Annotated in this window: 13 protein-coding genes; 12 read left to right on the top strand and 1 reads right to left on the bottom strand. The window is 45.5% G+C overall.

Annotation, left to right across the window (positions count from 1 at the left end):
- Positions 1 to 103: 103 nt before the first annotated feature.
- The 8 genes from PIL01S_RS00135 (at position 104) to PIL01S_RS00100 (ending at position 13,234) form a co-directional block, all read left to right on the top strand.
- Positions 104 to 1,906: a sensor histidine kinase gene (locus tag PIL01S_RS00135; RefSeq protein WP_127535719.1), complete on the top strand. Its 1,803-nt coding sequence runs from the start codon at positions 104 to 106 to the stop codon at positions 1,904 to 1,906.
- Positions 1,903 to 3,543 (top strand): response regulator transcription factor, encoded by a 1,641-nt coding sequence (locus tag PIL01S_RS00130; RefSeq protein WP_127535718.1) that lies wholly within the window; start codon positions 1,903 to 1,905, stop codon positions 3,541 to 3,543. Before PIL01S_RS00135 ends, PIL01S_RS00130 begins: the two co-directional genes overlap by 4 nt.
- Positions 3,544 to 3,733: 190 nt before the next feature.
- Positions 3,734 to 5,104, top strand: a complete 1,371-nt coding sequence (locus tag PIL01S_RS00125; protein WP_127535717.1) for an ABC transporter substrate-binding protein — start codon at positions 3,734 to 3,736, stop codon at positions 5,102 to 5,104.
- 75 nt (positions 5,105 to 5,179) lie between these two features.
- The gene (locus PIL01S_RS00120) at positions 5,180 to 6,082 is read left to right on the top strand and encodes a carbohydrate ABC transporter permease (RefSeq protein ID WP_127535716.1); all 903 of its coding nucleotides are present in this window, start codon (positions 5,180 to 5,182) and stop codon (positions 6,080 to 6,082) included.
- 12 nt (positions 6,083 to 6,094) lie between these two features.
- Positions 6,095 to 6,922 carry a carbohydrate ABC transporter permease gene (locus PIL01S_RS00115; RefSeq protein ID WP_127535715.1) on the top strand — a complete coding sequence of 276 codons (828 nt, stop codon included), beginning with the start codon at positions 6,095 to 6,097 and terminating at the stop codon, positions 6,920 to 6,922.
- Between the two features lie 31 nt (positions 6,923 to 6,953).
- Positions 6,954 to 7,955 carry a glycoside hydrolase family 130 protein gene (locus PIL01S_RS00110; RefSeq protein WP_127535714.1) on the top strand — a complete coding sequence of 334 codons (1,002 nt, stop codon included), beginning with the start codon at positions 6,954 to 6,956 and terminating at the stop codon, positions 7,953 to 7,955.
- A gap of 17 nt (positions 7,956 to 7,972) precedes the next feature.
- Positions 7,973 to 11,029, top strand: coding sequence for a glycosyl hydrolase (locus tag PIL01S_RS00105; protein ID WP_127535713.1), 3,057 nt, complete (start codon positions 7,973 to 7,975; stop codon positions 11,027 to 11,029).
- A 78-nt stretch (positions 11,030 to 11,107) separates the two neighbouring features.
- Positions 11,108 to 13,234, top strand: a complete 2,127-nt coding sequence (locus PIL01S_RS00100) for a galactose-binding domain-containing protein (RefSeq protein WP_127535712.1) — start codon at positions 11,108 to 11,110, stop codon at positions 13,232 to 13,234.
- Between the two features lie 99 nt (positions 13,235 to 13,333).
- Here PIL01S_RS00100 and PIL01S_RS00095 read toward each other — a convergent pair whose 3' ends face one another.
- Complete coding sequence (locus PIL01S_RS00095; RefSeq protein WP_127535711.1) at positions 13,334 to 14,647, bottom strand: erythromycin esterase family protein; 1,314 nt, start codon at positions 14,645 to 14,647, stop codon at positions 13,334 to 13,336.
- A 451-nt stretch (positions 14,648 to 15,098) separates the two neighbouring features.
- Between PIL01S_RS00095 and ppsA the strand changes: the two genes are divergently transcribed.
- The 4 genes from ppsA (at position 15,099) to PIL01S_RS00075 (ending at position 21,101) form a co-directional block, all read left to right on the top strand.
- Entirely contained in the window at positions 15,099 to 17,723 is a 2,625-nt protein-coding gene (gene ppsA / locus PIL01S_RS00090) for a phosphoenolpyruvate synthase (RefSeq protein WP_127535710.1), read from the top strand.
- A gap of 239 nt (positions 17,724 to 17,962) precedes the next feature.
- Positions 17,963 to 19,096 (top strand): serine hydrolase domain-containing protein, encoded by a 1,134-nt coding sequence (locus PIL01S_RS00085; protein ID WP_127535709.1) that lies wholly within the window; start codon positions 17,963 to 17,965, stop codon positions 19,094 to 19,096.
- A gap of 204 nt (positions 19,097 to 19,300) precedes the next feature.
- A complete protein-coding gene (locus PIL01S_RS00080; RefSeq protein WP_127535708.1) occupies positions 19,301 to 19,642 on the top strand; it encodes a methyl-accepting chemotaxis protein in 342 nt (113 codons plus the stop codon).
- The gene (locus PIL01S_RS00075) at positions 19,608 to 21,101 is read left to right on the top strand and encodes a spore germination protein (protein ID WP_127535707.1); all 1,494 of its coding nucleotides are present in this window, start codon (positions 19,608 to 19,610) and stop codon (positions 21,099 to 21,101) included. Before PIL01S_RS00080 ends, PIL01S_RS00075 begins: the two co-directional genes overlap by 35 nt.
- Positions 21,102 to 21,103 lie beyond the last annotated feature (2 nt).

Genomic DNA, 21,103 nt, shown 5'->3' with positions numbered 1-21,103 from the left:
AAACTTACCTGTTGCTAAAATGGCATTCTATTGTACAATATTTTCGCAACGATTAGTTTAAGGTGAAAGGTAAGTCTTGTAGATCAGGAGAGGTTGATGAAGTTTGATTAAACGAATTCAATTCGAACCCGGAACGTTCAGCCGGTGGCTTCACGGCATCTCATTTAAACAAAGAGTTCGATTCGCCTTCATAATTATGATAACGCTTGCAATAGGTTCGGTTGGCATGACGACGTATTGGATTGCTTCCAAAGAAATTCAAAAGAACGCGTTTGAATCCAGCCAAGAGACGGTAAACAAAACGAACCAAATCTTAGACGATAAGCTGTCGGGAATCTCCGATTCGGTTCGTTCTCTTATGTTCAGTTACGCTTTTAAGGACATGATGCTGGATGTTCAGAGCAAAGATATATCGAACTATTATGTGCACTTGTCCGAACTTCAGTATGTATTCTCCCAAGTTTCCTTTAATGAACCACTAATCGACAGCATCCTTATTGCTACACCCATCGGAGACTTTTATCCAATATCGCAGCGGCGTACGCCAAACCATTCCTTCTATGAGTCCAGCATGTATTACGATGTAAAGGAAAACTACGGGGGGATATGGATCAAGGGGCACATTGACAAGTTTTTTACTGGTAACAGTCGCGCACTATCCTTTGTGACGAAGGGAACACTAGATAACAATTCCAATACGAATGTGTTTATCGTCGTAAACGTGAACGAGAGCGGATTGATTGGTACGGTCAACAAACATTCCTTGAATGATGACAGTGACTATTTTGTCATTGATTCAAAAGGGGAGGAAGTAATTCGAACCGCTTGGTCCTCCAGCCATAATCTGATGAAGGACAGCATGCTTTTGATGAATTTATCCGAAGACACACAGGGCTCCTTTTTTCATTCATTCGACAATACCGATTATCTGGTGAACTATACCCGTTCTTCCGTTATGGATGACTGGAGTTTGTTCGGTATTCAGCAAAAGGATAAACTGCTTGAGCAAATGAATAATGTCAAACGAACCACCTTTTTTATTATGCTTTTCTTTTTACTTCTTACCTGGTTTTTATCCACCCGATTGACAGCACTCCTGTTAAACCCGCTCTATAAGCTGCAGCGCCTCATGAAGGAGGTAGAAGATAATCGCTTAAATGTCCGCTTCAATAGCCGTTCTACCGATGAAGTAGCTCAAGTGGGCTATCAATTTAACCGAATGCTGGATGAGATCAATCGTCTCATCGATGATGTGAAACTCAGCGAATCCGGGAAAAGGAAGGCTGAGATGCGAGCGTTAACCGCGCAGATGGAACCTCACTTTTTATACAACACCCTTAACACCATATATTGCAAATCCATACTAGGTGAAAATGATGAGGTCAGCGAGATGATTATGTCCTTGTCCCACATGTTCCAGTTAGGTTTAAGCGGAGGGAAAGACTGGAACACGCTTGAGGAAGAACTGCTTCATGTGAAACAATACTGCCTCCTTCAGCAAAAATGCTACGAGGGGATGTTTGACTTTGAAGTTACGGTGACTCACGATTCGCTATTAACGTCACTCTTGCCGAAAATTTTGCTACAGCCCATTGTGGAAAACAGCATTCAACACGGCTTTAAGGATATAAGCTCAGGTGGCCGGATTCAAATGCATGTCACTCTCCAGGATCGCTTATTACATCTAATCATAGAGGATAACGGAACAGGGATGGATGTTGAGCAAGTAGACAGGCGGATGCGGGAACCTCGTATGACCAACAAAGGGTATGCCTTGAACAACATTGTGAACCGGCTCAACCTCTTTTATGGAGAAAAAGCCGGAATTAAACTGACCAGTCTTCCTGGAAAAGGATCAAGAACGGAAATATGGATGCCCATTCTAGAAGGGGAGGTAGAAGTATGATCCTTGAACAGCAAATGATAAAACTCTGCATCATCGATGACATTCGAAGCGTGGTCGATATGATCGCACGAAAGCCCTCTTGGGAGGAGCATCACATTGAGGTGGTTGGTACAGCACTGGATGGTGAGGAAGGTATTCGCCTTGTGCAGGAAAAGAGGCCTGAAATTGTGCTAACCGATATCCGTATGCCCAAAAAGGATGGTCTAGCCATGACTCAAGAAATCCTCGAAAAGTCTCCTTCCACCAAGATCGTTATCCTAAGTGCATATACGGATTTTTCATTTACGAGACAGGCCATTCGTTTAGGTGCATTTGACTTCGTGAAGAAGCCGTTCTCGATCGACGAGATTGTCCAAGTCGTATTAAAGGCGAAGAAGGCTTATTTGGAGGAATGGCAGGAACATAGCAAAGTGTTGGAACTGAAGCAAAATATGATGCAAAGCCTGCCCGCTCTGCAACAAGAGCACCTGTCTCTCCTGATTCATCATCGAACTAATGCAACGACTGCCTATCTCCGATGGCAAACTCTCGGCATTCAGCTTGATTCTAGGGACTTCAATCTCTTTATCGTGGAATTGGATCGTTTCATGGACAAATATAAACAGCAGCCTGCGCGTGAAGTGGAGCTCATTCGCTTCAGTCTGCGAAATGTTCTGGAGGAAACGATTCGAGGTTTCACTCGTGGTGTCGTTTTTGGCGAGGCATTAAACCGTTTTGTATGTCTTATCAATTGCAGGGACATCGAGCTGGCTGAACGGATATCGGAAGCGTGCCGAACAAACATGTATCAATTCACGCATTCAACGATTTCCATTGGGGTTGGAACCTGTGTGGATGCGATTGATGAACTGCCTGTTTCGTACCAAAAGGCCTTAAATGCGCTGGAGTATCAATTCTATACCCATGGCATGAATAGTTATATAAGCACTTCGGAGGATGAGAAAACGCTCTTGAATTATACGGTTTCGACGGAACAGGAATTGCTATTCTCCTTGCGTTCCGGGCATCGCGAAAAGTGTCGGCTCATATTGGAGCAGATTTTTAATGATCTATTACAGCGGGATCCCCTCCCGAAACCGCAGCAAGTCGAAAACATATGCTATGAGCTATCCTCCAAAATCTGTAGGGTGATGTCGGAGCACTATCCACCGGATCGGGTGAAAAAGCTAGAAGATCAATGGAATGCAGTAAGGCGTTCAGGTCATGTTTCATTTCAATTGATGAGGGAGACGGTAAAGGGAATATGCCTTGAAGCTTGTTCATGGATTGAACATGAACGATCCGACGAATCCACGAAACTGATCTATCAGGCAAAAGAATATATATGTACACATCTGCATACGAACTTATCCCTTGATGTTTGTGCCAAGGAGTTTAATATCAGCCCCGGATATTTTTCGAATCTATTCAAAAAAGTACTGAATATATCCTTTCAACAATTCGTTGTTCACCAGCGGATGGAGAGGGCCAAAGAGATGCTGATCGACGATTATCAGGTTCAGGAGATCGCTCAAAGCCTTGGTTACGAGCATCGCCGCTATTTCAGTGAAATGTTTAAGAAGCATACTAATATGACTCCATCCGAGTTCAAGCTATATAGTACTGGGAAAATCAGTACGCCTGCCGATCTGGTCTAGAGTTGCTCATTATAGATTAAGCCTTGTTTCCGAACGATATTAGGATGCAGGGCTTATTTTTTTGAATGATGGCACATTGATGAAGAAACCTGCCCTTGATGTGTGGTTACCCGCATTATGTAAGTGAAGTGCACCCCCTATACTAAAGGAGAAAGAACGAGATTGCAGATATGATGAGGAGGTTAGGTAGATGAAAATAAGCAAAAAAATTCTCATGTCGGTGATGTTTTTGGTGCTTACAGGGAGTTTGGCAGCTTGCAGCAGCCCAAAACCTTCGGAACAAGGATCGGGAACAGAAGCGGATGCCAAGACAAAAATCACATACTGGACGGGAGATCGCCATGATTCCGAGTATGTCAAAGAAACGATTAATACATTCAACCAAACGAATAAGGACAACATCGAGGTTGAGCTGGTCATCAAGGGAGACGATTTCGATCAGGCACTGGATATGTCCTACCAGACCTCAGAGCCGCCGGATATTATCCGTGTGAAGGAAAATACCATCCAGACGTTCTATAAAAAAGGATTTCTTGCCCCCATTGATGAGTTTTTGACGGACGAGATGAAGGAGAAGTTCCCGGTCATGGAGGACTTGAACAGTTTTGAAGGTAAACGCTATAGCCTGCCTAACTATGGTACGACGATGCGATTGATCTATAACAAAGAACTTTTTGACAAAGCAGGCATTAAGCAACCCCCCACCACTTTGGATGAGCTGGTCGAAACAGCTAAGAAAATAACCGAAGTGGGGAAGGCCAGCGGAGCCTATGGATTCGCTCAGAATTTCAAGAGTCCTTCGAGTGCATTTGGTCGCTCCGCGCGAGTGATCGCAGAGGTTAGCGGGTACGGGGGATTTGGATATGATTTTAAGACCGCACGCTACGATTTCAGTAGTTTTAAGCCCATTATAGAGGCTTTCAAAAAAATCAAAGATGATGGCAGCATGCTGCCGGGTGTGGAGTCGCTGGATATTGACCCACTGCGCGCACAATTCGCAGAAGGTAAAATTGGCATGTATTTATCCTTTTCCGCAGAGGCAGGAGTTTACCAATCGCAATTCCCGGCGAAGATTGACTGGGCCGCAGCACCCGTACCATCCATTAATGGACAATTCAATGGCGCCTCTGGATTCTTGGGTGGGCAGTGGTTGGCCATCAGCTCTCAGTCTGAACATAAAGAAGCTGCCTGGAAATTTCTCACGTACATGTACGACGAATCCATCCTGAAACAGTACCAGGAAAAAGGATTTGGCATATCCATGGTTCCTTCCGTTAGTGCGGTCGCCGCCAAGCCGGAAGTGAAAGGGATTGACGGATTCCTTCCAAATCAATACGACGGTGTCTGGCCAGTATATCCGTCTGTAGCAGTTCAAGGCATGAAGTCGGATGATGCGTTTTTCAGTTATATGCTGAGTGGTGGCGATCTGGATTCCATCATTAGCGATTTGAACACTCGTTATAACGCCGCATTGGATGCTGCCATCGCAAGCGGGGATGTGAAGGCGGAACCAATAGCAGATTTTAATCCTCTTGATCTTGCGGGGCAATATGCGAAGTAGAAGCAGACCGGGGATGGTGCTTATACCATCCTTACCATTAAAAAAAGTGAAAGAAATACAGGGAGTTGAGAGGATATGAATAAAGCGAAGAATGCTGCCTTCTCATACAGTTTTCTTTTGCCTAGCTTTATTCTGACCATGGTTTTAGGCATTTACCCGATGGTATGGGCGCTGAGATATATGTTCTACGACTACAAAGGATTTGGCACCGAGCGATTTGTAGGTTTGGCCAACTTCAAACGCATTATGGGAGATCAGCAGTTCTGGGAGTCCGTTGCCAATACGTTCATTTACGCCGGAGGCAAACTTCTGCTATCGATTCCGCTTGCCTTAATCCTGGCTGTGATTCTGAACTGGAATATCAAAGGGAAAAATCTGCTTAGAGCCATTTTCTTCATGCCGACGATTATAAGTACGGCGGTCATGGCAGTCGTCTTTTTTACAATCTTCAACTCGTATAATGGCATTCTGAATCAATTTCTGATGAAGTATCTTTTTATTCAAAATGCCGTCGACTGGCTCGGCATGGATTATGCGATGCTGACCGTTATTCTTGTGGCGGTATGGGGAGCGATTGGAAATTACATGCTTTTATTTCTGGCGGGTCTCCAAAACATTCCCCAAGATGTGTACGAGAGCTCTGCACTGGATGGGGCTAACAAATTCCAGCAGTTCAGATACATCACCATTCCAATGCTTGGTCCTGTCATGCAGATGATTATCATGCTCGCCATCATTAATGCACTCAAAGGTTATGAAAGCATCATGGTCATGACCGATGGAGGTCCGATCGGGAAAACGAATGTCATGTTCCTCTACGTGTACAAATTATTTTTCCCGCCGGCAGGCGGGTCCGCGGCGACGCAAATTCAGGAGTTTGGGTATGGGAGCGCCGCAGCCTTTGTTACGGCCTTGATTGTCGGCGTGATTACAATACTTTATTTCTACGGCTCTCGTAAAATGAGTCAGAACGATTAAGGAGGAACGTTCATGAAGATCGCTTGGAATACCGCACTATGGACGTTTCTAATCATCGTTGCATTCCTGACCCTGTTCCCTGTGGCAATCACCTTTCTCGGTTCTTTCAAAACCAATGCTGAGCTAACGGCCGGGGCCACATTTCTGCCGGCTGACTGGCAGTTCTCCAACTACGTTGAGGCATGGAAACAGGCCAATTTTTCAACGTACACGCTGAATAGCCTCTTCGTTGCAAGTGCCTCGACCCTCGGGACATTACTCGTGGCTTCCATGGCAGCGTATGTCGTGAACCGCATGGATTTTATCGGTAAAAAGATCTACGTCAGCCTTCAGGCATTCACGATGTTTGTGGCCATTGGCGCTGTTGTGCTTCGACCCCAATTTGACCTTATGGTTAAGCTTCATCTACATGACTCGCTGTGGGGAGTCATTCTGATTCTGATCAGCGCCCATGCTTCAGCCTTTTTTATCCTGCTTAGTTTCATGAACGGGATTCCCAGGGAGCTGGACGAAGCAGCTCGGATCGACGGCTGCTCACCGGGAAGGACATTTTGGAGAATCATCATTCCCTTGCTTACGCCAGGGCTGGGTGTATGCGCATTGTTTGCCTTCCGAGGCGCGTGGAACGAGTATCTGCTCCCGTTTGTATTTACGCTTAGCAAACCTGAATTGCAGACGTTGACTGTCGGTTTGGCCAATCTGAAATACGGGGTCGCCGCCGCTTCACAGACACACTTCATGATGGCTGGGGCGTGCCTCTCTATTCTGCCGATTCTAATCGCGTATATTTTTGCTAACAAATCCTTTATGCAAATGACCGCCGGTTCCTTGAAGGGGTAGCAGGAATCGATCTAACCAGGAGGCATATGCCATGAATTCACTTCATATCGGAGATTTGACCTCAAGTTCTGTCATTCAACGTTATCCGGATAATCCGATTCTGGATGCATCCCGGGTTCCTTACCCGACTGCACTTGTATTTAATGCAGGAGTAACCAAATTCAACGGGACGTATGTGATGGTGTTTCGGAACGATTACGGCTCCACCGAACAGATGACACTTGAACCACATCATACCACGGACCTTGGAGTCGCTTTCAGTAGAGACGGTATCCATTGGGAAGTACGGCCTAAGCCTTGTTTTAAGCTGTGCGATCAAGAGATCATTCGGGCATATGACCCGAGACTTACGGTGCTAGACGGTCGTTGTTATATGTGTTTCGCCGTGGATACGAAGCATGGTATTCGCGGTGGAGTTGCTGTTACGGACGATTTTGAGAACTTTGAAATTTTGAGTCTATCCACGCCGGATTTGCGCAACATGGTATTATTTCCCGAGAAAATCGGAGGAAACTACGTGAGACTTGAACGGCCATTCACCGTGTACAGCCGAGGAGGAATGGACCGGTTCGATATGTGGATATCCGAATCTCCGGATTTGAAATATTGGGGCAATTCCGACTTGCTGCTGGCTGTTGAAGACGTTGCTTTTGCCAATGACAAGATCGGCCCTGCCGCTCCACCAATCAAGACAAAGCATGGGTGGCTTACCACATTCCATGCCGTAGATATTGATCCAGCAAGGGGGAAGAATGGATGGGAATCATCCTGGAAGAAGCGGTATACGGCTGGCTTGATGCTGCTTGACCTGAATAATCCGAAGAAAATCATTGGCAGGGCCAAGGAACCCTTAATGGCGCCAGAAGTAAGTTACGAGATCGAGGGAGGGTTCCGGAATAACGTAATCTTTCCTGGCGGGATGATCCTTGAATCTGATGGTGAAGTGAAAATCTATTACGGCTCGGCGGATACGGTGGAATGTTTGGCCACGGCACATATCGATGATCTGATCAAGCTATGCCTAAACGATTAAAACGAGGTGGATAAACTATGACAGTATGGAACCTGCTAAAGGATCCGCCTGCTCGTTATCGAACAAAACCATTCTGGTCATGGAATGACGATCTAAATAAGCACGAGCTATTAAGGCAGATCGAAGCAATGCATGAGGCAGGCATTGGGGGTTTTTTTATTCACGCCCGAGGAGGCTTAACGGTACCATACATGGGTGAGGAGTGGATGGATTTAAACCAATACTGTATCGAGAAGTGCCAAGAACTCGGGATGGAGGTGTGGCTGTATGATGAAAATGGCTGGCCCAGCGGTTACGCAGACGGAAAGCTGCCTGCCCTCGGTCATTCCTATCAGCAAAAGCGTCTGTCGTACGAGTGGGCACCCTTTAATCAAGAAGAAAAAGTGACGATTGCCAGCTATATTCAGATTGAAGATCAGCTGCATCTCCTTGATCAAGATGATCCACGCAGACCTGACTTCCGCGTGTATTATGAGGTCAATCCGTATTATATTGATACGCTAAGCAAACATGTGGTCAGCACATTTATTGAGATGATTTACGATGCTTACTGGCTAAGGCTGGGGCCAAAATACACTTCTGCAATCAAAGGCATATTCACGGATGAACCGCAGTTTGGTCGAGGTGATCTACCGTGGTCACTGGAGCTAGCGGATGTCTTCGAGAGCCGTTACGGTTATTCGATTCTTGAAGCTCTTCCAGGACTGTTTCTGGATACGGATAACTGTCGCAAAATGAGGTATGATTATTGGTCTTGCGTTACTACTATGTTCACAGAAGCCTATGCCAAGCAGGTGGGTACGTGGTGCGGTGAGAGAGGGTGGATGTCTGTTGGTCATGTCGTAGACGAACAAACGCTTATGAGTCAAGTTACCTCGGTAGGCGACCCTCTTTGCTTTTATGAGTACCTGCATATTCCAGGGTGTGACTGGCTGGGCCGATCTGTTGGCGAAGATCCGCTGGTTCCCAAGCAGGTCAGCTCTGTTGTACGTCAACTCGGCCAAAAAAAGGCCATCACTGAAAGTTACGGTTGTACGGGGTGGAATATCAGCTTTCGGGATCTGAAACGAATCGGCGAGTGGCAATTTGTTCATGGAATGAATCTCATGTGCCAGCACTTGCAGGCATATTCGCTAAGAGGTCTGCGAAAGCGAGATTATCCGCCTTCTCTCTTCTATCAGCAGCCTTGGTGGGAACACTATCATCGCTTTAACGATTACTTTGCCCGGTTATCGATGCTTCTGGTCGAAGGCTCCAGGCGAGCGGAGGTATTGTTGCTGCATCCCATCAGCACCGCCTGGGTGGAACAACAGGGTTCAGATTCAGCAGGGATAGAGCCGTATCATCAATCGTTTGCGCAGCTGTCTCGCTGGTTGTGTCAATCGTTCATTGAACATGATTACGGAAGTGAAGGGATGTTGGAGCGACATGGAAATATTGATGGTGGACAGTTCGTTGTAGGGGAAGCCCGCTACTCGGTTGTAGTCATACCTCCATGCGTCACATTAAGCAGCACGACAGTCCATTTGCTTCATCAGTTTATCCTCCAGGGGGGGATGTTAATTGCACTTGAGCCTTATCCTCATTTGATTGATGGACAACAGAATGAAGAAATCGATCGTTTGATCCAAACTGCCCTAAAACCCGCCAATACCCGTTTATCCATAGCCGAGATGATATCCGGTCAGGTTGCGCCGTCGATCTCATTACATGACAGGTGGGGAAACTCCATTGCATCTGATATGGTTAACGTCCAGATACTTAAGCTTGACGACTCTTACCTATACTATTTGGTGAATTCAGGTGACGAGTCATATTCTGATATTGAAATAACCATTCATCAAAAGGGGAAGCTTTGTCTTATTGATTTGGAAAGCGGTGACCTCAAATCAGTGAACCAAAGAACGGTTGATGGCGGTAGGCGGGTTGCATTGACGCTCTATCCTGTTCAGTCCTATATGTTCCTGCTTACACAGCATGATGTGAAAAGTCACTCCGATCCAATAAATCTGCTTCAAACGGACCTAAGCAATAGTCATATTTATCATCTGGATAACCAGTGGCAAATCGAGCAAATCGATGTGAATAGCATCACGCTGGATACCTGCAGGTATCGCGTAAAGAATGGGGAATGGTCTACGGAAATGCCCCTTATTTTTATTCAGGAAAAGCTGCTGCAGATCGGTTCCCCCGTTCATATCGAGTTGGAATTCAGCATTAACCTTGCATTCGAACCTGCTGACGGGCAAGAGATGTATTTAGTCGTGGAAAACCCGGAAAAACTGCAAATTGTAGTGAATGAAATAGATGTTGAATCAATCAGCAGCGGTTGGTGGAGGGATATCTCTTTCCAAAAGATAAATATCGGAGGATGCCTATTCAAAGGACGAAACAAGATCAGGTTCAGCCTGTACTTCTGGAATTCACCTGAAACGTATGCAGCGATGGCTCGGGCAAACCAATTCGAATCCGAAGCGAATAAGCTTACACTGGATACGGAACTTGAAAGCATATATATTATCGGTGATTTTGCTGTCATTTCCCAATCTGGTTATGTGAGTCATGAACATGGAGTGAGATGTACGGAGGGACCATTTATACTCGCCGATTCTCTGCAAATATGCTCGCTGGAAGACGATTTGGTAAGTCAGGGTTTACCGTTCTTCGCAGGAAGCATTAGAGTTGCGCAGACGATCCAAATACAATTCGGTGATGGAGATTCCTGGCTTTGGGATTTTGGTTCACAACCAGATGCAACAGTCACCAGGTTAAGGATTAACGGAGTAGAGATTCGTCTTTTCTTATGGGAGCCGTATGTCTCCAATATCACGGATTTTCTTAGACCAGGAGAAAATCACATTGAGCTGGAATTGACCGGAAGCTGCAGGAACTTGCTCGGGCCACATCATCATATAAAAGGGGAGCCAGTTAAAGTAGGCCCAGACAGCTTTAAGGATAAGCCGGGATGGACGGATAAGGATCTGGATCCGAATACTTCTATTTACCAGGAGCGTTATGCGTTTGTACCTTTTGGACTCTCTGCCACTCCCAGATTGGTTCGTATTCCTGAATGATTAGAACTAAGGATAATTTTGCTGGAGAATTATTGTATGCGCTTTCTAAGGTGATGAAATGACTGGAGGCGATATGAAATGGCATGGGTTAGAACGCATTTTCGTGCAACCATTATGCTTACTATAGTTTTTGCTTTACTGCTGACACCCTATTCGAATGCTCACGTTAACGCATTGGAGAGTGAAGAACAGCATCTTCAGGTGAGTTCAGCGACAATTACAACCTACGAGCCATCGGTCCGGTATGCACGTTCCGTGAATTACACGCTTAAGGCAAACGGAGTGCCTGTTCCTGTTGTGAAGGGGTTCAGCGATTATGACTATGCGCATTTTTCGATGTCAGATGGCCCCGTCACTTACGAATTAACGATCCTGAACACGGACAAAGTGCATGAGTATTCGATAAGTCCGAAGAAACTCGGAATCCAAGCGGACAAGATCGAGGGGAGAACCATTACTTTCACGACTCAATCTGACGAATACCTTATCGTAATGATGAATAATCGAAAGACCCGCATGGTCATCGCTGCAGATCCACTCGAAACGGATGTGCCTGCTTCAAGTGGGGAGGGGATCTTTAATATCGGAGCCGCGCCGTATCATGTGGCATCCTCAGGTTCGTCAGCCACTGGAGTTTCAGCAAGGACCCAGGCCATTCAACAGGCCATAGAAGATGCCAGCCATTACGGAACTTTAAAAGGCGGAGGGACTCAAGGGATAGTTTATGTACCTGCAGGAACTTATTTGATTGCCAACCTGGTCTTAAAAAGTAATACGGCGATCTATATGGCACCCGGAGCCACCCTGGTAGGTACGGGCAAAACTTCAGATTATACGGAGCACTGGTTCAAGGATTCGATGGGACGACCGGCAACCTGGTGGATCTCCACAGCTTTCCAATCCGAGAACATTCGAATATATGGACGAGGTACGATTGACGGTAATGGGCAAGCACTGCATGATGACAAAAGTACCAATGGAAAAGGAATGATTAATAACCTGGTTGTTCCGATCGATACGACCCACTTTGAGATGGAAGGCATTGTCATCCGAGAATCAGCGGGCTGGGCTGTGGTTACGGTGCGTTCAGATGATCTTGTCTTCCGAAATCTAAAGCTCTTTAACAGTTTGGGTATGGGGGAGAACGATGGTATCGATATTTGTGAATCTCAAGATGTCATTGTACAGAATAGCATTGGTATCTCGCTTGATGATCCATTCTCCACAAAATCATGGAAATCGGATACGGATATCGCTTCCGGAAGAGTGCCATGGCCGGGTAGTCCTGAGCCTGTTCGCGATGTGCTATTCGAGGACACGATTGCATGGACGTTATGCTATGGATACAAGGTAGGCCAAGGTGTTATGCAAAATCAGTCCAATATCGTATTTCGCAATGGCGTTGTTTATAAAGCAGCAGTCGGGTTCGCAATCCATCACAAGTACGGCACCGGTACGGTGAGCGATGTTCGCTTTGAATCCATGGATGTGGAAGACATTAGCGGGAAGAACGAAGACAATAGTGCCTGGATGACCCTATTTACGGTGAATGCTGGCAATAACGGTGTTGGGCCCATCAGTGATATCAAGATTAAGGATATTACGGTACGTGACGCTGGCGAAAGTTTTGCGAAAATGAAAGGCATGGAAGGTGCCAAGATCACGGATGTGACCTTTGAAAATATATATATGCCTGGAGCAAGCCAGCCGGCGACTACACTTCACGAGATGAACTTTTTGAGCAAGGAACATTACGATGATATTACAATCAGGCCTGTTCAAGATGAGGAACCACTGCCCAGAACCAACTTAGCGCTTCATCGTCCCGCAGTAGCTTCATCTCGTGATGGAGTTGAAGATACCGCCCCATACGTAAATGATGGGAATTTTACTACACGCTTTGGTTCAAAACGGGGAGTGGACCCAGGTTGGGTATATGTGGATTTAGGCGAGATTAAAACAATAGATGAAGTGAGGTTGTATTGGGAAACTGCTTATGGCAAGAGTTATCGAATACAGGTTGCCGAAGATCCGAGTCAAGAGGGGAATTGGCGAGATGTATACAGTACCACAACAGGTCAGGGTGGTATTGAGACCATAACCTTTGACGAAGAGCAAGCACGGTATGTTCGAATGTATGGAACCGTTCGTGCAACCATATACGGATATTCGATCTGGGAGTTTGAGGTTTACGGTCCCGTGTAGTATCCAATAGCATTTCGGCAGTCTCTATCATTGAATCGATGCATTCAGAGACTGCCGCTTTTTATATTATTTTGAGATGTGATCTTTATCCAAGCAGAGTTACGACGAAAAAAGTGCTTCCGTTGCAACTGCCTTATGGATCGGCAGAGGCTGAAGGGCGGTTGTCTGATCAATATGGACAAACGCATCATAACGGTCCGCCATGCTGGAAGGTACATAATTGCCGTAGCGTTCAAGCTTCGGATCATATACCACACCGATGGCGCGGTGACCAATGACTTTATGCAGTAACGAGGACGCTTCGGAGAGCATGACCATGCCATTACGGCCAGCTCCTGCCTGATGCATGTAATCCTCCCAGCTTCCCGGCTGCCCGGGTGGAACGACCATTTTCTCAACAGGATCTCCCCAGGCTCTTCCTGCAAGGACTTCTCCTTTATAGGTTCCGAAGCCAACGGCAAACACCCGATGTTGTGCATCCTCACGCAGCAGCTGACCAACATTCACCATGCCATCTTCCAGCATGTCTGTTGCTCGCGCATCTCCAATGTGTGTATTATGCTCCCAGACAATGGCCTTGGCAGAGGAGCCGTAATAGGACATGATACGCTTCAGTGATTCCACCATATGCCTGTCACGTACATTCCAGGAATCCGGGCCACCGCGGACCATCGTTCGATAATATGCTTCTGAGCTGGAAGTTACCAGCATGTTGACCTCTGCGTCCAATTCTTCTTCACTACCCGGGTGCGCCATGCGTCGTTGCTGCATCTGCTTCAACAGTTCAACCACTTCATTCTCACAGCTCTCGGAGAGTAACCCTGCTGCAATACCATAACTCTGATGATCCTTGTTGTATGGATCAAAGCAAGCATACGTCCGGCGCGCCTGTTCCAGTTGAGGAGACTTGGTTTTCTCCAGATAACCGATAATGGCCTCCATCGATTCCCACAAAGAATACATGTCTATTCCATAAAATCCAACCTTCGAACGTTCATTGTGTCCATCCCGATTCGCTGCATTATGTTCTTTCAGCCACTCGGCAAAATTACGAATTTCTGTATTCGCCCACATCCAAGTCGGCCAGCGAGTAAAATCACCCAGTGCGTCTGCTGCCGAAGAATCGGCACCCGGTGCTCCTTTTATATACCGATTCAACCGATAAGCAGCGGGCCAATCTCCTTCAACACCGATGATGTTAAATCCTTTGTTTGTAATCAGCTTTTTCGAAAGTTCAGCCCTGTATCGATAGAAGTCGGCTGTCCCATGACTTGATTCCCCAAGGAGCACAATATCTGCATCCCCGATTGCATCAACCATTCGATCCAGATTCTCCATTTCGTCCAAAGGGATAAATAAGGCACCCAGTTCTTTTAAATAAGCATCATTCTCTGATTGAGAGTTGGAATTCATGAAGTCCTTCCTTCCTATAGGCGGTATGAGAAAATTATTTCCGAATTGTTCAATGAATAACCGAATCAAGCTGCTTGAAAAGAATTGAAGACATAATTGTTCACCGCCCTAAACGAGGAATGATTCTAAACGCGAAATATAAGCGGTTGTTGATATAGACTGAATAAGTCGAGTGAGGTTTTTCGGGAGTATTGAAAAAGGTCTGAGAGGGGGCACATGGGGAAGGAAATGAAGAAGGAACAATTGAACGAAATAGCAAAAAAAAGGACCTGACATTTAGTCAGGTCCTTTTAAAATTATTGCATATAAAGTAACACGATGGTATGATCAGTTCACGAGTATATTTATGTATTTACGTATAGATAGTCTATCTTATATTTTTATTTTAGCATGCCGCTGATATCTTGTCAAAGGATTTTTTTCTCAATTTGATGATTAGGAGAGATGTTGAATGAGTTCTATGGTTCTCAGTTTCCAGGAGATCGAAAAGTCACAGCTTTGGCTTGTGGGTGGGAAGGGTTTGAATCTAGGAGCATTATCCAAGAGGGAAGGGATTCAAGTTCCTGAGGGATTTTGTGTGACAACGTTGGGATACCAGAAAGCCATCGAACAAAACATGACATACCACTCTTTGCTCAGTCGACTAACCATGCTTCATGTAGAAGAACGAGATCAAATTGGTGAAATCAGCAGAGAGATTCGGCAGATCATTATGAATTCAGAAATTCCTTACGAGGTTGTCGAGGCAGTAAGCCGCTACCTCAGCCAGTATGGAGATGAACATGCATATGCGGTGCGTTCCAGTGCAACTGCCGAGGATTTGCCACATGCTTCTTTTGCAGGTCAGCAGGATACTTATTTAAACATCATCGGCAAGGAAGCCATACTGGAGCATATTCGCAAATGTTGGGCGTCCCTTTTCACGGATCGTGCTGTAATCTACCGTATGCAGAACGGATTCGATCATAGCCAGGTATACTTGGCTGTTATTATTCAGAAGATGATTTTCCCGCAGGCTTCAGGAATTTTATTTACTGCCGATCCCATGACGTCCAGCCGAAAACTCTTATCGATCGATGCCAGCTATGGTTTGGGAGAAGCACTGGTTTCCGGCTTGGTATCTGCTGATTGTTATAAGGTAAGGGAAGAAGAAATTGTCGATAAAAGAATTGCAACCAAAAAACTCGCAATCTATGCTCGAAAAGAAGGCGGGACTGAGACGCGGACAATTCAATCTGATCAGCAAAAAGCTCAAACACTCGCGGATCATCACATTTTGGAGTTAGCTCGGATAGGAAGACAGATTGAAGCTTACTTTGGTTGCCCGCAGGATATTGAGTGGTGCTTGTCCGATGGCACGTTCTACATTGTCCAGAGCCGACCAATTACAAGGTTATTTCCGATCCCTGAAGTGAATGATCAAGAAAATCATGTGTATGTTTCTGTTGCCCATCAACAAATGATGACTGATCCCATCAAACCACTCGGACTGTCATTTTATCTCATGACAACTCCTGCACCCATGCGTGTAGCTGGCGGGAGGTTGTTCGTGGATGTAACGCCTATGCTAGCCTCACCTGTCACCAGAGAAAACATTGTGAATGCCCTTGGGAAATCCGATCCGCTTATCAAAGACGCTTTAATGACTGTAATTGAGCGAGGAGATTTTGTGAAATCATTACCGAACGACAACCCAGTAGAGAATTCCGGTAGAGGTAATAGAGGTTTGCCCCCAGCAGGCTCTCAAACACCAATCAATGAACAGGATCCGTCTATCGTTACGGATTTGATCAAGAACAATGAAGAATCTATAGAAGAATTGAAACAAAAGATTCATACAAAATCAGGATCTGACTTGATTGATTTTATTCAGGAAGATATCCAGGAACTTAGAAAGATATTATTTGACCCGCGAAGTTCAGCTGTAATAACAACGGGTATGAATGCTTCATTCTGGCTCAATGACAAGATGAACGAATGGTTAGGTGAAAAAAACGCAGCAGATGCGATCTCCCAGTCTGTTCCAAACAATATCACTTCCGAAATGGGGCTCGCCTTATTGGATGTCGCAGATGTGATTCGTCCTTATCCTGAGGTCGTTCAATACTTACAACATGTACAAAAGGATCAATTCCTGGATGATCTTGTTCAATTCACTGGTGGCCAGGAAGTACAAGAAGCGATCATTGCCTATCTAGAGCGATATGGAATGCGCTGTGCCGGAGAGATTGATCTAACCCGAACTCGCTGGATTGAAAAACCTTTGACACTTGTTCCACTGATTCTGGGTAATATCAAAAACTTTAAACCTAATGAAGGGAGCCGCAAGTTTGAGCAAGGGCGACAGGAGGCTTTGAGAAAAGAAGAGGAATTATTAAAGCGATTGAAGCAGCTGCCTGATGGAGAGCAGAAAGCACAAGAAACAAAAGAAAAGATCGACATCATTCGTAATTTGAGTGGGTACAGAGAGTACCCCAAATACGGTATGGTTCATCGTTACTTCATTTATAAGAAAGCTTTGCTCAAGGAAGCCGAGCGACTAGTTCAAGCGGGTGTTTTGCGGGAAAAAGAAGATATATATGATCTTACTTTTGAAGAACTTCGTGAAGTGGTGAGTACCCGTAAAGTGGATGACCAGATGATCCGCAGGCGAAAAGACGAATATAAGCTATATGAAAAATTGACTCCTCCACGTGTGATCACGTCAGATGGCGAAATCATTACAGGTAAGTATAAAAGAGATAACCTCCCAGCCGAAGCATTAGTGGGTCTCGCTGTCTCTTCCGGTGTTATCGAAGGGCGTGCACGTGTGATTCTGGACATGGAGGAAGCTGAGCTGGAAGATGGAGATATTCTCGTTACTGCTTTTACAGACCCTAGCTGGACACCACTATTTGTGTCCATCAAAGGGCTAGTCACCGAAGTAGGTGGACTGATGACCCATGGAGCCGTTATTGCACGTGAGTACGGTTTGTCAGCAGTGGTTGGCGTGGAGAACGCAACGAAACGTATAAAAGACGGGCAGCGAATTCGTGTGCATGGAACAGAAGGATATATTGAAATCTTGTCGTTGTAGTTACAACATCAAAAAGGCAGCATGAGATTAAGTTTAAGACAGAGTTAGTTGCAGTTAGAGACATGTATGTTACCTTCAAGCCGCTAGTTTAGCGGCTTTTTTTGTTTTTGTGGAACAAGTTATTTCGAATGGTAGTCAACGCTTACAAATGGTCGTATAGTAGTAATATGTGATTCGTGGCGTGACCATGGTTCACAGTGTGCAATAATAAAAGATTCTACATAGAAGGACGGATAAACATGGACTTTAAACCGCTTGCTTCATTTATTGATCGCATCACATCCTGGAGAATTCCATGGGCTGAGGTGATGGTCATCCATCAAAATGATACCGTTTTCCACTATCGTAATGGTTACGCTAATCTGGAGGAGAACACACCAATCACCGATGGGGCCATCTTCAATCTCTATTCCATGACCAAAATCATGACTTGCGTTGCAGCACTTCAACTTGTAGAAAGAGGGCATATGCTGCTCAGTGATCCAGTGTCCGACTATCTGCCGGAGTTTGCAGAGATGAATGTGAAGAAAATAATGCCGAATGGTGAGATCAGATTGGAGAAAGCCACAAGAGCCATTACCGTACGAGATTTGTTTACGATGACCGCAGGCTTCTCGTATGACGTTGGTGCGCCATCTATCAAAGAAGCCGTGCAGAGCACCGATGGAAAACTGCCAACACGGGAGTTTGCGAAAGCGCTCGCGAAGGAACCGCTTCTGTTTGAGCCAGGCACACATTGGAACTATAGCATGTGTCACGATGTGCTGGGAGCATTGATTGAGGTGGTAAGCGGCAGACGTTTTGGGACATATCTGCAGGAAGAAATCACCGGACCACTCGGCATGAACGACACAGCTTTCGATCTGAACGATGAGCAGCAGTCACGTCTGATTCCGCAATACGCATACAATGATGAACTCGAAAAAGCCATCCGCATGGACGGTAACGGGTTCCGTGTTGGTACGGAATTGGAGAGCGGGGGTGCAGGACTGTTATCTACCGTACGCGATTATGCGTTGTTCCTGAACGCACTCACTGGTCATGGTACCAGCCCTGAAGGTGTTCGGATTTTGTCGCAGGCATCCGTGGAATTAATGCGGACAGATCATCTGAATGAGATGACGCGCCCTGATTACTCTTGGGATCATATGGGCGGATATGGTTTTGGACTCGGTGTCCGTACGCATATATCCAAGTCAGAGAGCGGTTCACTAAGCCCTCATGGCGAATTTGGCTGGAGCGGAGCTGCCGGATGCATGGCGATTATTGATCCCGACTCCGGGCTCACCGTCATGTATGCGCAGCATCTGCTTAATAGCCAAGAGCCTTACGTTCAGAGACGTTTGCGCAATGTTGTGTACTCCTGCCTATAATTTGAACGGCGAAGGCAGAGCATCAGTAATCAAACCAAGTTTGCTGGAAAATGTAATTTTACAAGATTATCGTATATTAGATATTTCCTTATAACGAAAGAAACAGGGACGCGTGTAATGACGTGTCCCTGTTTCTTATTTTATTGTCTAATTGGTAACTGTAGTTAGTATCTACATTGGAATTGAATCTGAAGTTGGTCTCCAATGAGCACCATCCATCAGTCCGTCAACCATGTGTCGGATGGCCTCAATCATCTGGTTCGGATCTCGCAGGAGATTGGACAGATCATTAAAGTGATCTCCGACATCTCAAGGCAAACTAATTTGCTTGCATTATATCATCCGGGTGAAGCGGCCAGATCAGGAAAAAATGTACACAATTACAAGTCGCTATGTTTAGCGGCTTTTTTGTTTCAAGTTTGGAGTGTGTCTTTCCAAAGCAAAATGCATATACACGAGAATAATCGTCATAATAAGGAAATGCTGCTTGAAGAAGGGAGTGAAGTGAAAAATGAACGAACCATCTGGCACAATCTCGAAAGATGATAACATCACACCAAGTTTGAACGAATCCACCGCCAGAATTCAAGAAATCTTTACGAATACTCCCGACTTGATCATTCGGAAGCTATACATTAAACAAACCGGTGAACAAGCTGCCATCATATACATGGACGAAATGACTGACAAAACGATCCTTAATCATGATGTCCTTGCTCCACTTCAGCTAGAGTCCGGTAACCCGTCGGAAGACTTCATCACAACAGTCGGGTATGTAAAGCCTTATTCTAAATGGGAGGATCTCAAACTTTCCATTATGATCGGCTATAGTGTGCTTTTTATTGAAGGGCGTAGTGAAGCCTATGTACTGGATACCAAAGGTATTCCTCAACGCGCAATTGAGGACCCACAGCAAGAACCTTCACTGAAAGGGGCGCATCAAGGATTTATAGAGAACGGTTCTCAAAATATAGCCATGATTCGACGTTATATCGCGGACAAAGAACTGAAGCTTAAACGGTATATCGTTGGGAGACGAGGACAGACGGCCGTATCCCTGCTTTATTTGGAGGATGTGGTTGATCCTGAGGTCGTAAAAGTTCTTGAAGAACGCATTCAATCCATTGATGTAGACGCCATTATTAACACGGGCGAATTAGTTGAGTTTATTGAAGACCAACCGCTAGCTTTGCTTCCCCAGATCATCACGACAGAAAGACCGGATACTGCTGCCTCGCAAATACTGCAAGGTCGGTGTGTCGTTGTCGTTGATGGTTCGCCGAGTGTAGTGGTAGCTCCAGTTACGTTTATGTCCTTTTTTCAAACGGTTGATGATTACAGTTCCCGATGGTCCATCTCGTCATTTCTTAGAACATTGCGAATTTTTGCTTTTTTTGTCGCCATTTTTCTGCCGGGCTTTTTCATTTCCGTTATTTCATTTCATTATGAAATTATACCCATGAAGCTGTTGTTAACGCTTGGTGAATCAAGGGGCCAGGTTCCGTTTCCTCCTTTCGTGGAAGCGATCATCATGGAACTGACTCTTGAAATGCTAAGGGAAGCAGGGGTTCGACTTCCAGCTCCAATTGGTCAGACGGTGGGCATTGTCGGGGGTATTGTCATTGGTCAAGCGGTTGTACAGGCTGGTTTGATCAGCAATGTCATGGTTATCGTTGTTGCGTTTACGGCGATATCCTCATTTATTATTCCGAATCAGGATATGGTTGCTGCTGTACGATTAATGCGTTTTATGATGATGGTTTTCGCCACCTGGTTCGGGTTCATTGGACTGGTAGTCGGCATGATGACCATAATCGGCAGATTAATAACGTTAAACTCGCTTAACACGTCTTATAGTACACCTATTGCTCCATTCAGACCTGTAGATTGGAAGGATACCTTACTCCGGTTGCCGTTATGGATGATGAACACGCGCCCGATCAGCACGCGATCACGCCAGACAAGACGACAAGGAAATAGCAGGGAATGGAAGGAGAAGAAGTAGTA

It is taken from the genome of Paenibacillus illinoisensis NBRC 15959 (assembly GCF_004000925.1).
Classification (GTDB): Bacteria; Bacillota; Bacilli; order Paenibacillales; family Paenibacillaceae; genus Paenibacillus; species Paenibacillus illinoisensis.
The sequence above is the reverse complement of the archived record's forward strand: the minus strand, read 5'-3'. Positions and strand labels throughout refer to the sequence as shown.